At 68.1% G+C, this 13002-nt stretch carries 10 protein-coding genes; 1 reads left to right on the forward strand and 9 read right to left on the reverse strand.

Going from position 1 to position 13002, the window contains the following annotated elements:
• Positions 1 to 237 precede the first annotated feature (237 nt).
• The 5 genes from CupriaWKF_RS10525 to edd form a co-directional block, all read right to left on the reverse strand.
• Positions 238 to 1077, reverse strand: coding sequence for a transglutaminase family protein (locus CupriaWKF_RS10525; RefSeq protein WP_276100754.1), 840 nt, complete (start codon positions 1075 to 1077; stop codon positions 238 to 240).
• A 69-nt stretch (positions 1078 to 1146) separates the two neighbouring features.
• Complete coding sequence (locus CupriaWKF_RS10530) at positions 1147 to 2100, reverse strand: alpha-E domain-containing protein (protein WP_276097843.1); 954 nt, start codon at positions 2098 to 2100, stop codon at positions 1147 to 1149.
• 37 nt (positions 2101 to 2137) lie between these two features.
• Positions 2138 to 3613 (reverse strand): circularly permuted type 2 ATP-grasp protein, encoded by a 1476-nt coding sequence (locus CupriaWKF_RS10535; RefSeq protein ID WP_276097844.1) that lies wholly within the window; start codon positions 3611 to 3613, stop codon positions 2138 to 2140.
• A gap of 225 nt (positions 3614 to 3838) precedes the next feature.
• Positions 3839 to 4345: a gluconokinase gene (locus CupriaWKF_RS10540; protein ID WP_276097845.1), complete on the reverse strand. Its 507-nt coding sequence runs from the start codon at positions 4343 to 4345 to the stop codon at positions 3839 to 3841.
• Between the two features lie 135 nt (positions 4346 to 4480).
• Positions 4481 to 6376, reverse strand: a complete 1896-nt coding sequence (gene edd / locus CupriaWKF_RS10545) for a phosphogluconate dehydratase (RefSeq protein WP_276097846.1) — start codon at positions 6374 to 6376, stop codon at positions 4481 to 4483.
• 236 nt (positions 6377 to 6612) lie between these two features.
• Between edd and CupriaWKF_RS10550 the strand changes: the two genes are divergently transcribed.
• A complete protein-coding gene (locus tag CupriaWKF_RS10550; protein WP_276097847.1) occupies positions 6613 to 7542 on the forward strand; it encodes an SIS domain-containing protein in 930 nt (309 codons plus the stop codon).
• 12 nt (positions 7543 to 7554) lie between these two features.
• Here the strand turns inward: CupriaWKF_RS10550 and CupriaWKF_RS10555 are convergent, their stop codons facing one another.
• From CupriaWKF_RS10555 to CupriaWKF_RS10570, 4 genes are all read right to left on the reverse strand, one after another.
• Positions 7555 to 9966, reverse strand: a complete 2412-nt coding sequence (locus CupriaWKF_RS10555; protein ID WP_276097848.1) for a DNA internalization-related competence protein ComEC/Rec2 — start codon at positions 9964 to 9966, stop codon at positions 7555 to 7557.
• Between the two features lie 70 nt (positions 9967 to 10036).
• Complete coding sequence (locus CupriaWKF_RS10560; protein ID WP_276097849.1) at positions 10037 to 10891, reverse strand: TatD family hydrolase; 855 nt, start codon at positions 10889 to 10891, stop codon at positions 10037 to 10039.
• A gap of 14 nt (positions 10892 to 10905) precedes the next feature.
• A complete protein-coding gene (locus CupriaWKF_RS10565) occupies positions 10906 to 11643 on the reverse strand; it encodes an ATP-binding cassette domain-containing protein (RefSeq protein WP_276097850.1) in 738 nt (245 codons plus the stop codon).
• Positions 11636 to 12886 carry a lipoprotein-releasing ABC transporter permease subunit gene (locus CupriaWKF_RS10570; RefSeq protein WP_276097851.1) on the reverse strand — a complete coding sequence of 417 codons (1251 nt, stop codon included), beginning with the start codon at positions 12884 to 12886 and terminating at the stop codon, positions 11636 to 11638. Before CupriaWKF_RS10570 ends, CupriaWKF_RS10565 begins: the two co-directional genes overlap by 8 nt.
• Between the last annotated feature and the right edge of the window lie 116 nt (positions 12887 to 13002).

Genomic DNA, 13002 nt, shown 5'->3' on the forward strand with positions numbered 1-13002 from the left:
TCGGATTTCGATTTCGGGCAAGGCGCCCCGGACTGGCCCCGCTCAGCCGCCGACAGCGTGCCGGAGGGCCATCGCAGCTTCGACGAGAGGGTGGCAACGGCTTCGACGACGATATCGCCGGGATCCGTTACTGCTGTGCGAGCCATTGCCGCGCACGCCCACCGCCAAGCTGGTGAAACACCTGCTGCGCACCGCCCAGGTGACGTGCCGCACCTGCATGGTGCGGCACGCATCACATCAGTCGGTCACGGGGATGATGGCGATATTGACTTGCAGGGTCTCGCCGCTGCCGCCTTCCAGGATGCCCCGGACCGGTGCCGCGGACTGGTAGTCTCGTCCCACGGCCAGGCGAACGTGCCGGTGGTCCGTGACGCAACGGTGCGTGACGTCGATGCTGCACCACAGGTCGCGGCTGGCATCCAGGCAGACATCCGTCCAGGCATGGCTAGCCAATTCGGTCGCAGCCGGATCATAGAAGTATCCGCTCACGTAGCGCGCGGGGATGCCGAAGGCGCGGCAGGCCGCCACCATCACTTGCGCCTGGTCCTGGCATACGCCGCTGCCCAGTTGAAATGCCTCGGCGGCAGATGTACCGACGTGCGTCGTGTTGGCCGCATAGCGCACGCGTTCGGCGATGCCATCGGCCAGCGCCAGCAGCGCCGGCACCTCGTGCCCCGCCGCCAGAAATGGCGCGGCGAAAGCCTGCATCTCCCGCGGGGCCGCGGTGAGCGGCGTACCGCCGATGAAGTACAAAGGCGACACGCGCGCTTCACCCGCCATGGGTGCATCGCGGAACGCATGGGGGCCGTCGCGTTCCGCGCCTTCGTTTCCTCGAGTGACGTGCACCTCACCGATCGCGGTGATCGCGATCTTATTGGCCGGCCCGCTGACGGTGAAGTTATGGACGATATTGCCGAAGCCGTCACGCGCCTCGGACAGGTTGCCAGGCGCCTGCAGCTCCCAGGCCTGCACGGCCTGCAGCGGACCCGAGCGCGGCGCGAGCCGCAGTTCGTGCACGCTGCGCCGCACCGGCTCCGCGTAGCGGTAGACGGTCTGGTGATGGATCTTGTATTTCACGGTGTCAGGAGTGCCGCTGCGACGACTGCTGCGCATGGCCGCCTCTTGGGTCGCGCGGCGGCTGCTCCACTAGGCTGCCATCAGCGGCACCAGGAAGTCACGGCTGATGCCGTTGCCGATGTCGCCGATGCGCTCGAGGAAGCTCGTCAGGAAGGCGTGCAGCCCGACGGCAAAAATGTCGTCGATGCGGGCAAATTTCAGGTCGGCATGCAGTTTACCAGCCTGCCGCTCGGTCTCGTCCGAGTGCTGGTTACCGACCAGCGCCAGGATGGCCACGACCTCGTCCATGCTGGACACCAGCGAGCGCGGCATGTCCGGCCGCAGGATCAGTAGTTCGGCCACGCGCTGCGGCGTGATGACGGCGCGGTAGACCTTGCGATAGACCTCGAAGCCCGATACCGAGCGCAGCACCGCTGCCCAGTGGTAGAAGTCGTTCTGCTCGCGGTTGGGATCGCTGTCGTCGCTGCCCGAGGACTGGAACTTCACGTCGAGAATCCGCGCGGTATTGTCGGCACGCTCGAGGAAGGTGCCGAGCCGCATGAAGTGAAACGCGTCATCCTTCAGCATCGTGCCGAACTGCACGCCGCGCGCCAGGTGCGAACGGAACTTGACCCACTCGAAGAAGCGCGACGGGTCGTCCTGCAACTCGCCGTCCGCGATCATGCGCTGCACGTCGAGCCAGGTGGTATTGACCGTCTCCCAGACCTCGGTGGTAAGCGAGCCGCGCACCGCGCGCGCGTTCTCGCGCGCCGCGCGCAGACAGCTCATGATCGACGACGGGTTGGTCATGTCGCGCACCATGAAATCGATCACGTCGTCGCGCGTGAGCAGTCCGTACTTGTGGTCGAACGCGCTGGTCAGCTCGGAGATGTCGAGCATGGCCCACCAGCCCTGCTCCGCCACCTCCGCGGACTGCGGCAGCAGCGAGGTCTGGTAGTTGACGTCCAGCATGCGCGCGGTATTTTCGGCGCGCTCGGTATAGCGGGCCATCCAGAACAGATGGTCGGCGGTGCGGCTCAGCATGGTAGTTCTCCTCGCAATGCGGTCGTGGGCGGTGCGTTCAGCGCTCCAGCACCCAGGTGTCCTTGGTACCCCCGCCCTGCGAGGAATTCACCACCAGCGAGCCCTCGCGCAGCGCCACGCGCGTGAGCCCGCCCGGCACCATGCGCACCTCGCGCCCCGACAGCACGAACGGGCGCAGGTCGATATGGCGCGGCGCGATGCCCGATTCCACATAGGTCGGACACGTGGACAAGGCCAGCGTCGGCTGCGCGATGTACTGCTCGGGCCGCGCCTTCACCACCTCGCGGAAGGTATCGATCTCCGCGCGCGTCGCCGCCGGCCCCACCAGCATGCCGTAACCGCCCGCGCCGTGCGTTTCCTTGACGACCAGGTCGGCCATGTTGTCGAGCACGTACTGCAGGTCGTCGGGACGCCGGCACATATAGGTCGGCACGTTGCTGAGGATTGCCTCTTCGCCAAGGTAGAAGCGGATCATGTCGGGCACGTACGGGTAGATCGACTTGTCGTCGGCCACGCCCGTGCCGATGGCATTACAGATGCTCACATTGCCCGCGCGGTAGACCGACAGCAGCCCCGCCGCGCCGAGCGAGGAATCGTGCCGGAACACGAGCGGGTCGAGGAAGTCGTCGTCCACGCGCCGGTAGATCACGTCGACGCGCTGCGGGCCCTGCGTGGTGCGCATGTACAGGTGCTCGTCCTCGACGAAGAGGTCGCTGCCTTCCACCAGCTCCACGCCCATCTGCTGCGCGAGGAAGGCGTGCTCGAAGTACGCCGAGTTGTACATGCCCGGCGTCAGCACCACCACGGTCGGATCCGTGATCGCCTGCGGCGAGACCCCGCGCAGCATGTCCAGCAGCAGGTCGGGATAGTGGGCAACCGGCGCCACGCGGTTACGCGCAAACAGGTCGGGGAACAAGCGCATCATCATCTTGCGGTTCTCGAGCATGTACGACACGCCCGACGGCACGCGCAGGTTGTCCTCGAGCACGTAGAACTCGCCCTCGCCGGCACGCACCACGTCAATGCCCGCCACGTGCGCGTAGATGTCGCGCGGCACGTCCACGCCGAGCATCTCGGGCCGGTACTGCGCGTTGTTGTAGATCTGGTCCGGCGGGATCACGCCGGCGCGAATGATGTCCTGCCCGTGGTAGATGTCGTGGATGAACCGGTTCAGCGCCGCCACGCGCTGGCGCAGGCCTTTCTCCAGCGTCGCCCACTCGCTGGCCGGGAAGATGCGCGGGATCACATCGAACGGAATGGTCCGCTCGGTGCCGCTGTTGGATTCGTCCTTGTCGCCGTAGACCGCGAACGTAATGCCCACGCGGCGGAAGATCAGGTCCGCCTCGGCGCGCTTGTTGGCCATGGTGTTCCCGGACTGGCGCGCCAGCCAGTCCGCGAAGTGCCGGTAGTGTGGCCGTACCAGGCCGCCCGGCAATGCCTGCCCCGCCTGGATGACGGTATTCCTCTCGTCATCCCGCCAATCCAGCATCTCGTCGAAAAAACGCGCCGCCATGATGGCCCTTCCCTCCGTGAAATTGGGGGGCGTCCTGGTCGCCTGGCCTGCCGGCCTCCCACCGGAATCGCCGCCCCCTTGTTTTCCTGGCTATACAGCTGTCGAGTGACTGGCCCTTTCAGCATACCTGCGCCAGCGAAAGCCGCAAGTCCTTGCGGCTGCGCAGCACGGAAACGGGATTAGCAAGATGCCTGCCAGCGTCGTGGCAGGCGGCGCGCCGGAGGGTCAGTGCGCGACCTTGACGCGGTGCCGTTCGCCGTCGTCGAGGATGGCCTGCACCAGCGCTTCCGGCGACTGCCGGATATCGAGCACGAGCGCGCCGCGGGGCTCCTCGAGCGTTTCGAGCTGGCTCTGGAGCAGCGCCGGGTTGAAGAAGTGGTCCGTGCGCGAGGACAGGCGCGAGCCAATCAACGCCGCATCGCCCTTCATGTAGACAAAGGTCACGCCGCCATCGGGCGGCGTCAGCCGGTCGCGGTACGCCTGGCGCAGCGCGGAGCAGCTGAACACATGGGTGCGGCCCTCGGCCCGGGCGGCGTCGATCGCGGCACGCATGGCCGCGAGCCACGGCCAGCGGTCTTCGTCGGTGAGCGGGATGCCGGCGTGCATCTTGGCTTTGTTGGCAGCGCTGTGAAACTCGTCCGCGTCATGGAATGCGCAGCCCAGGCGTTCCGCCAGCATAGCGCCAACCGTCGACTTGCCGCTGCCGGAAACGCCCATCAGGATATAGATCATGTCTGCTCCATCGATCATGGTGTCGGATGGTTTGCCCCATCCTTGTCGGTAGCCTCGCGCCGGCATGCGGCGCGCAGGGGCCCGGCCGGCGGCTGGCGCCGGCCAGGGAATCGGGTGAAACGGGCCCTGGCCCGGTTATTGTGCGACGGAATGCGCGGCCACGGCAGTTCCATGCGTGGCCGCGGCGGGAACGGCATCCGCCTCGGACAGGTCAAGTGCGCTGCCGCCCTCTTCCGCCTTGCGCGCGTGGCGGCGGAACAGGCCGAACAGGCCGCGGCCCACGCTGAACTGCGCGAACGCGTCGGCCGGGGCCTGCGCCACCGGGCGCGCGGCGAACTCTGCCGGATCGCCAAGCCAGGCCAGCGTGCCGGTCACAGCATCCACGCGCACCCGGTCGCCGTCGCGCACGCGCGCGAGCGGGCCGCCGGCCAGCGCCTCGGGGCCAACGTGGATCACCGCGGGCACCTTGCCGGACGCGCCGGACATGCGCCCGTCCGTGACCAGCGCCACCTGGTGGCCGGCATCCTGCAACGCACCAAGCACGGGCGTGAGGCGGTGCAGCTCGGGCATGCCATTGGCATTGGGCCCCTGGAAACGCACCACGGCGACTACGTCCCCGTTCAGCTCGCCCGCCTCGAAGGCGGCCTGCAGCGCCTCCTGCGAATCGAACACGCGCGCCGGCGCCTCGACCACGCGGTGTTCCGGCGCCACGGCGGACACCTTGATCACGCCGCGCCCCAGGTTGCCCTGCATCAGGCGCAAGCCGCCTTCGGCCGAAAACGGCTGCGCGACCGTGGCCAGCACCTGCGCGTCGCCGCTGGCGCTCGCGCCGTCGCGCCAGCGCAGCACGCCGTCGGCCAGCACCGGCTCCTGCATGTAGCGCGCCAGGCCGGGACCGGCCACGGTCTGCACGTCTTCGTGCACGAGCCCGGCCTCGAGGAGCTGGGCGATGACATAACCGGTGCCGCCCGCCGCATGGAAGTGGTTCACGTCGGCCGAGCCGTTCGGATAGACGCGCGCGAGCAGCGGCGTGATCCGCGACAAACGGTCGAAATCGTCCCAGTCGATCAGCACGCCCGCCGCGCGTGCCATGGCAACCAGGTGAATGGTGTGGTTGGTGGAACCGCCGGTGGCCAGCAGGCCGACCATCGCATTGACGACGGCGCGCTCGTCGACGATGCGTGCCATCGGCAGGTATTCGCCCCCACGGGCCGACAGCGCCAGCGCGCGCTGCGCCGCCGCCGCGGTCAGCGCGTCGCGCAGGCCGCTGTCCGGGTGCACGAAGGCTGCGCCGGGCAGGTGCAGGCCCATGATTTCCATCAGGAACTGGTTGCTGTTGGCGGTGCCGTAGAAGGTGCAGGTGCCGGCGCTGTGGTAGGCCTCGCACTCGGCTTCGAGCAGGGCCTCGCGGCCGACCTGGCCGGTGGCGTAGAGCTGGCGCACGCGGGCTTTTTCCTTGTTCGGCAGGCCGCTCGCCATCGGCCCGGCCGGCACGAACACGACCGGGAGGTGGCCGAACTGCAGCGCGCCCATCACCAGGCCCGGCACGATCTTGTCGCACACGCCGAGCATCACCGCCGCATCGAAGGTATTGTGCGACAGCGACACCGCCGTGCTCATGGCAATCGCATCGCGCGAGAACAGCGACAGCTCCATGCCGGGATTGCCCTGCGTGATGCCATCGCACATGGCCGGCACGCCGCCAGCCACCTGCGCCACGGCGCCGACCGCGCGTGCCGCCTCGCGAATCACGCCAGGGTAGCGCTCGTATGGCTGGTGCGCGGACAGCATGTCGTTGTAGGCCGTCACGATGCCAAGGTTCGGCGCATGTTCCACGCGCAGCTTGAGCTTGTCGTGCGCCGGCAGCGCGGCAAAGCCGTGGGCCAGGTTGGCGCAGGACAGCCCGCGCAGCGGACCCAGCTCGGCCTGCGCCCGCTCGCATCGCGCCAGGTATGCCCGCCGGCTGGCTTGGCTGCGCTCGGTGATGCGTTGGGTCACGGCAAGGATTTCGGCATGGACGGCGTGGGGCATGGCTGAAGGTTCCTGTTGGAGGTCCGGGAAAACCGAGTCCCTGGACTTGTAGATTTTCTACATTATAACGACACACGAATCATCCAGGCAGCCTCGTTCACATCACAAATCGCTCATATCCACAGAAATCCGGGAAATTCCTAGCGCACCCAAAGGGCAATCTATCGCTATTCGATAGCAGCATCAATGTAGAATATCTACATTCACGATCTTGCCCGCGACACGCCGCCACCCTCATGCGCGACCGAATCCTTGCCGTCTACGACACGCTCCGCCCTTCCGAACGCCGCCTGGCTGACTATGTGGCCCGCCATGGCGCCAGCGTGATCCGGCTGTCCATGCCGGAGCTGGCCGAGCGCGCCGGCGTGTCGCAGCCGACCATCGCACGCTTCTGCGCGGCGCTGGGCTATGACGGCTTCCGCGAATTCAAGCTGCAGTTCGCGCAGAACGTGGGCGGCGGCACGCCTTTCGTCCACCAGGACGTGAAGCCCGACGATGGCCCGGCGGACATTGCCGGCAAGGTGTTCGACCGCACCATCGCCACGCTCATGAGCGTGCGCAATGCGCTGTCGGCGGACCAGGTCGAGCATGGCATCCGCCTGCTGGCCGCCGCGCGCCGGATCGAGTTCTATGGCTGCGGCAATTCCGGCATCGTGGCGCTCGATATCCAGCACAAGTTCTTCCGCCTGGGCATGCCCACCACGGCCTACTCGGACCCGCATGTCTTCAGCATGTCCGCCGCGCTGCTCGGGCCGGGCGATGTGGCCGTACTGGTTTCCAACAGCGGCCGCACCTGGGACATGCTGACTGCCGCCACGCTGGCGCGCGCCAGCGGCGCGAGCGTGCTGGCGCTGACGCATAGCGGCTCGCCGCTGGCGAAGCTGGCCGATGTCTGCGTATTCTCGGACGTGGAAGAGGACAGCGAGGTCTATACCCCCATGACCTCGCGCATCAGCCACCTCGTACTGGGTGACGTGCTCGCGGCCGGCGTGGCGCTGGAACGCGCCGATACCGTCGCCGCGGGACTGCAGCGCGCCAAGGCCCATTTGCGTGAGCGGCGCATCGGCGGCGCTGAGCCGGCGCGGGCCCCGCAGGAAGCCGATGCGCCGTTGCCGCCTGCGAGACCCAAGGCCGCCACACGAACGCGCACTCGCACAACGAGCTGACAGCGTAACCGGCTATCTCGGCGCTTCCGGAGCTTCGCGCCAGTAGCGACGCTCCGACTGGCGGAACGCCTCCAGCGAATAGCCTTCGCCATGCGTAGCCATGGTGACCGCACCGGTTTCGTCGGTGCGATAGCGCAGGATGCCCGCGCTGCCATAGCGCTCCCACACTTCGGCGCGCGGATGCTGGTAGCGGTTGCGGTAGCCAAGCTGGAAAACCGCCGCATCGGGCCCGACCGCTGCCAGCCACGCGGGACTGGACGATGTGCCACTGCCATGGTGCGGCACCACAAGGACTTCGGCGCGCAGCAATTCCGCGGGCAGCCGGTCGGCCAGCTCGCGCTCCTCCGTCCTGCCGATATCGCCGGTCAGCAACAGGCTGTGGCGGCCATTGTCAATGCGCAGCACGCAGCTGCGCGCATTGCTGCCGATTCCGGCATCGCCGGACTGCTCCACCGCCGGATGCAGCACGGTGAACAGCACGCCATCCCACTCCCAGTGCTGACCTGCGCCACACGGCACCCATTGCGCCTTGCCGAGCAGTGCGTGCCCTGGCGGCGCGGCGGTTGATCTGATATCGACCGGCACGGCTTCCAGGACGTGCTGGGCCCCGCCTGCGTGATCGATATCCTCGTGACTGACCATCAGATGGTCGAGCCTGCGCACGCCGGCCGCGCGCAGGTGGGGCACGACGACCTGCGCTCCGGCGCTGCCTCCCGAGGCATAGGCAGGTCCGGCGTCATAGAGCAAGGCATGCGCGCGCGTCTGCACCAGTACGGCGGTGCCCTGCCCCACGTCAAGCATCACCGCGCGGAATTCTCCGGGCGCGACCTCATCGCCGCGCGCGAGCAGCATGGGAAGGGTCAGCAGCAGCCCATGCAGCCGTATGCGCAGCCCGAACATTGCCGGCACCAGCAGGACGAGCGTGCCCAGCAGGGCCAGCGCCGTCTCCAGCGCGCCGGCCTGCGCCGTTTCCCAGACCGCCCACCCGGGAGATGCCAGCCATTGCAGCAGCACCACCAGCCACGCCAGTGCCTGATGCGCAAGCGCCAGCAGCGGCCCGGCCAGGATCGCCGGCAACACCGCGCCCAGCAGTGCCAGCGGCGTGACCAGCATGCTGACGACGGGAATGGCCACGGCATTGGCAAGCGGGGAAATGACGGGAAACTGCCGGAAAAGCAGCAGCGTAAGCGGCACCAGCCCGACCGTGACCGCCCATTGCGTGCGTGCCGCGGCGGCCAGCGAGGCGCGCAAGCGCGGCCAGAAACCGCGCACAGGCGCTTCCGGTCGCGCCGCCGCCAGGAAGATCACGCCGACCGCGCCGAACGACAGCCAGAAGCCCGGCAGCATCACCGCCCACGGGTCCAGCAACAGCGCAGCCAATGCCGCCCACGCAAGCACCATCGACGCCGGCGGCGTGCGCGCGCCCCAGGCCGCGAGCGCGGCCATCGACAACATTGCGACAGTGCGCAGCGCAGGGATCTGCAGCCCGGCAATGAGCCCGTAGCCCAACCCTGCCAGCACAGCCGCCACCAGCGCCGCCTGCCGCGCCGGGCACCGCAACGGCAACGGCCGGCGCAAGCAGCGCCCCAGGCCGAAGGAGTGCCGCCACGCCCAGTGCGCCAGCCCCGCGGCCATGCCGGCGATCATGGTGATGTGCAGCCCTGAAATACTGACCAGGTGACCGACGCCGGTTCGGTTGAACAGCAGCCAGTCTTCGCTGTCGATACCGCGCTGGTCGCCGACCACCAGCGCAACCAGGACCGCGGCAAAACGCGAGTCAGGCGGCAGTGCGGCGCGAATGCGGTCGCGCAGCGCCGCGCGTTGCGCCTCGATGCGCCACGCCAGGCGTTCGCCAGCCGCATCCTTCGGTCCGTCGCGCACGCCGCGCACATAGCCCGTCGCGCCATAGCCTTGCGCCAGCAGCCAGTATGCATAGTCGAAGCCGTGGGGGTTCGCCAGCCCGCGCGGACGACGCAAGCGCACCGTGAACGCATAGCGCTGGCCTGGCCGCAATTCGGGGGGCGCTTCGCGCCAGTTCAGGACAATACGGCCCGGCACGCGCTCGCCGCGTGGCCCAGCCTCGACCGTGAAGGCAAAGCGGGCGCCCGGCGCCAGTTCCGCGGGCAAGCCGGAGACCACGCCCCTCACCTCGATGTCGCGCGCCTCGAGCCGCGTCGCCAGCCAGTCATCCATGCGCAACTGTGCGCGCCACGCGGACCAGCAAAAGCCCACGGCAAGCCCAAGCAGCACGGCCACCAGCCGCGCTGGCCAGCTTGCGGGCCGGTGCGGGAGCCGCGCGACCGCCAGCGCGATCACGGCAGCCAGCAAGAGCGCCACCATGCCCAGCAGGCCCGTTGCCGGCACGGTGCCCTGCCGCTGCAAGGCCCAGCAGCCAGCCACGAAACCCAGCAGGATCAGGCGCACGAGGCTTTCCCGGCAAGTCCAGAGGGCCTTCGTTGTACCCTCTCGCTATCGGGAAAAGCTTGTCAGCGCGTCAGGAGTTGTTGTCGGACGGGTTGCTGCCCGCTGGCGCCATCGTGTCCGCGAATGCGCCCAGGCGCGGCAGCGCCGCGACCGAATTGCGCCACATGGCCTGCGCCAGCGCGGGCGGCTCGAGCCCGCGCAATTCGCCCAGCACGCGGGCGACGCCGGCCACTTCGGCCGGCGTATTGCGGGCCTTGTGCTGCTCGCCGAACTGGTCATCGGACAGCCAGGCCGGGGCGATGTCCGGCGCATCGGTTTCCAGCACCAGCGCATCGAGCGGCAACTCGGTGGCCAGCCGGCGGATCTGCCGCGCACGGCTGAAGGTCAGGTTACCGCCAAAGCCAAGCCTGAGCCCCTGGTCGATAAAGCGGCGCGCCTGCTCGTGGCTGCCGTTGAAGGCGTGGGCAATGCCCTGCCGCACGCCCAGCTTGCGCAACTGCGCGCAGACCGGGTCCTGCGACTTGCGCACATGCAGCAGCACCGGCAGGTCAAACTCGCGCGCGATCTTCAACTGCTCGATATACAGCCAGGTCTGATGTTCGGCATCCAGGCCGGCGACGAAGAAATCAAGACCGATCTCGCCGATGCCGACGAAGCGCGGATCATCGATCGACGCCGCCACCTCCCGGCGCAAGGCATCCACATCAGGCTGCGCCGCGCCCGCCGAGCACAGCGGATGGATCCCGAGCGCATAGACGCAGCGTGAGTCCTGCCGCGCCAGCGCACGTACCGTGTCGAAGTTCCACACCGCCACGGCAGGCACCACGATACCGGTCACGCCGGCAGCCTCGGCTGCGTCGGCGACCATGCTACGGTCGCCGTCGAACTCGCTGGCGTCGAGATGGCAATGGGTGTCGATCCACATGGCTGCCGGAGGGTTCAGCCTTCCTGGTGCAGGTGCCCGTCGCGCAGCCGCAGCACGCGGTCGCAGCGGCTCGCCAGGTCCAGGTCGTGGGTAACGATGACAAAGCTCGTGCCCAGCGTGCGCGACAGTTCGAGCATCAGGTCGTACACGCCGCCCGCGGTATGGTCGTCGAGGTTGCCGGTCGGCTCGTCCGCCAGCACGCAGGCGGGCTGCCCGACCAGCGCGCGCGCAATCGCCACGCGCTGGCGCTCGCCGCCCGACAGCTCGCCGGGGCGGTGCTTGGCACGGCCGCCCAAGCCGACACGATCGAGCATCGCCTGCGCGGAGCCGCGCGCCGCGGACTGGTCCAGGCCGCGGATGCGCATCGGCATGGCCACGTTGTCCAGCGCGGTGAATTCCGGCAGCAGGTGGTGAAACTGGTAGACGAAGCCGAGCGAGCGGTTGCGCACGATATTGCGCTCGCGCTCGCGCAGCGCCGTGAACGGCTTGCCGTGCAGCGCCACGCGGCCGGCATCCGGATTGTCCAATCCGCCCAGCACATGCAACAGCGTGCTCTTGCCCGAGCCCGAGGCGCCGACGATGGCCACCTTTTCGCCGCCCTCCACGCGCACATCCACGCCCTTGAGGACTTCGACGTCGAGTCCACCCTGCTTGAAACGCTTGAACAGGCCCTCGCCCACCAGCACCGGAGTGCCCGTGCGCGGCTGCCCGGTAACGGGCACGGTATCGGCTTGCAGCATGGCTTCACTCATAGCGCAGGGCCTCCGCCGGATTGACGCGGGCGGCGCGCCAGCTTGGGTAGAGGGTGGCCAGAGTGGCCAGCACGAAGGAAATGATGCCGATGGTGGCAATATCGTTCACACGCGGGTCCGAAGGCAGTTCGCTGATGAAATAGATGTCGCGCGGCAGGAACTGCACGTGCAGCAGCCGCTCGATAAAGGGCACGATCACGTCGATGTTGGTGGCGATCAGCGTGCCGCCGGCCACGCCCAGCACGGTGCCGATAAAGCCGATGGCCACGCCCTGCACGATGAAGATCTTCATGATCGATCCCGGCTGCGCGCCCATGGTACGCAGGATGGCGATGTCCGCCTGCTTGTCGGTGACGGTCATCACCAGCGTCGAGACCAGGTTGAACGCGGCCACGGCGATGATCAGCGTCAGGATGATGAACATCATGCGCTTCTCGGTCTGCACCGCGGCGAACCAGTTGCGGTTCTGCTTGGACCAGTCGCGCAGGTAAAGCTCGCCCGACATGGTGCCGGCCAGTTCATTCGCCACCTGCGGGGCCCGCTGCATGTCCGCCAGCTTCAGGCGCACCCCGGTCGGGCCGCTCATGCGAAACAGCGTCTCGGCATCGTGGATGTTCACCAGCGCCAGCGCGCTGTCGAACTCGAAGTGCCCCGACGAGAACACGCCCACTACGGTGAACTGCTTCAGGCGCGGCAGCACGCCGGCCGGCGTGATGGTGCCCTGCGGCGCCAGCAGCGTGATCTTGTCGCCAACCTGCACGCCCATGGCGTTGGCCAGTTCATTGCCCAGCGCAATGCCGAACTCGCCCGGCTGCAGGCTTTCCATGTGGCCGGCCTTGAACTGCTTGCCGATGTCGGACACCTTCGGCTCCTCGGCCGGGTCCACGCCGCGCAGCAGCACGCCGCGCACGGCGTCCTCGCGCGTCACCATGGCCTGGGCCGCCACGTAGGGCGCCGCGCCGATCACTTCCTTGTTCTGCATGGCCTCGGCCGCGGTGCGCTGCCAGTCAGGCAGGGCCGACGGTCCGATCACCTCGATATGCGACAGCACGGACAGCATGCGGTCGCGCACTTCCTTCTGGAAGCCGTTCATCACCGACAGCACCACGATCAGCGCGGCGACGCCGAGCGCGATGCCCAGCATCGAGATCATCGAGATGAACGATATGAACGTATTGCGGCTGGCGCGCTTGCTTGCGCGGGTATATCGCCAGCCAATCTGCCACTCGTAGGGAAATTTCAAGAGGGTTCCTGTTGTTTCGGAAAGGCGCCTGTGCCCGGGTGGTCCGGCAGCGCCGGGTGCCCCGCGCCACACTCAAGGCTGGCGCCGGCCAGCCGGAAGTTTACAATCTCGCCACC

The organism is Cupriavidus sp. WKF15, from assembly GCF_029278605.1.
In the GTDB taxonomy this organism is placed as follows: Bacteria; Pseudomonadota; Gammaproteobacteria; order Burkholderiales; family Burkholderiaceae; genus Cupriavidus.

What these genes read in the sequence shown, in the direction of transcription:
- CupriaWKF_RS10565 (WP_276097850.1), bottom strand. Translation starts at nt 11,643, where the DNA reads ATGAGTGAAGCCATGCTGCAAGCCGATACCGTGCCCGTTACCGGGCAG.
- CupriaWKF_RS10550 (WP_276097847.1), top strand. Translation starts at nt 6,613, where the DNA reads ATGCGCGACCGAATCCTTGCCGTCTACGACACGCTCCGCCCTTCCGAA.
- CupriaWKF_RS10560 (WP_276097849.1), bottom strand. Translation starts at nt 10,891, where the DNA reads ATGTGGATCGACACCCATTGCCATCTCGACGCCAGCGAGTTCGACGGC.
- edd (WP_276097846.1), bottom strand. Translation starts at nt 6,376, where the DNA reads ATGCCCCACGCCGTCCATGCCGAAATCCTTGCCGTGACCCAACGCATC.
- CupriaWKF_RS10540 (WP_276097845.1), bottom strand. Translation starts at nt 4,345, where the DNA reads ATGATCTATATCCTGATGGGCGTTTCCGGCAGCGGCAAGTCGACGGTT.
- CupriaWKF_RS10535 (WP_276097844.1), bottom strand. Translation starts at nt 3,613, where the DNA reads ATGGCGGCGCGTTTTTTCGACGAGATGCTGGATTGGCGGGATGACGAG.
- CupriaWKF_RS10530 (WP_276097843.1), bottom strand. Translation starts at nt 2,100, where the DNA reads ATGCTGAGCCGCACCGCCGACCATCTGTTCTGGATGGCCCGCTATACC.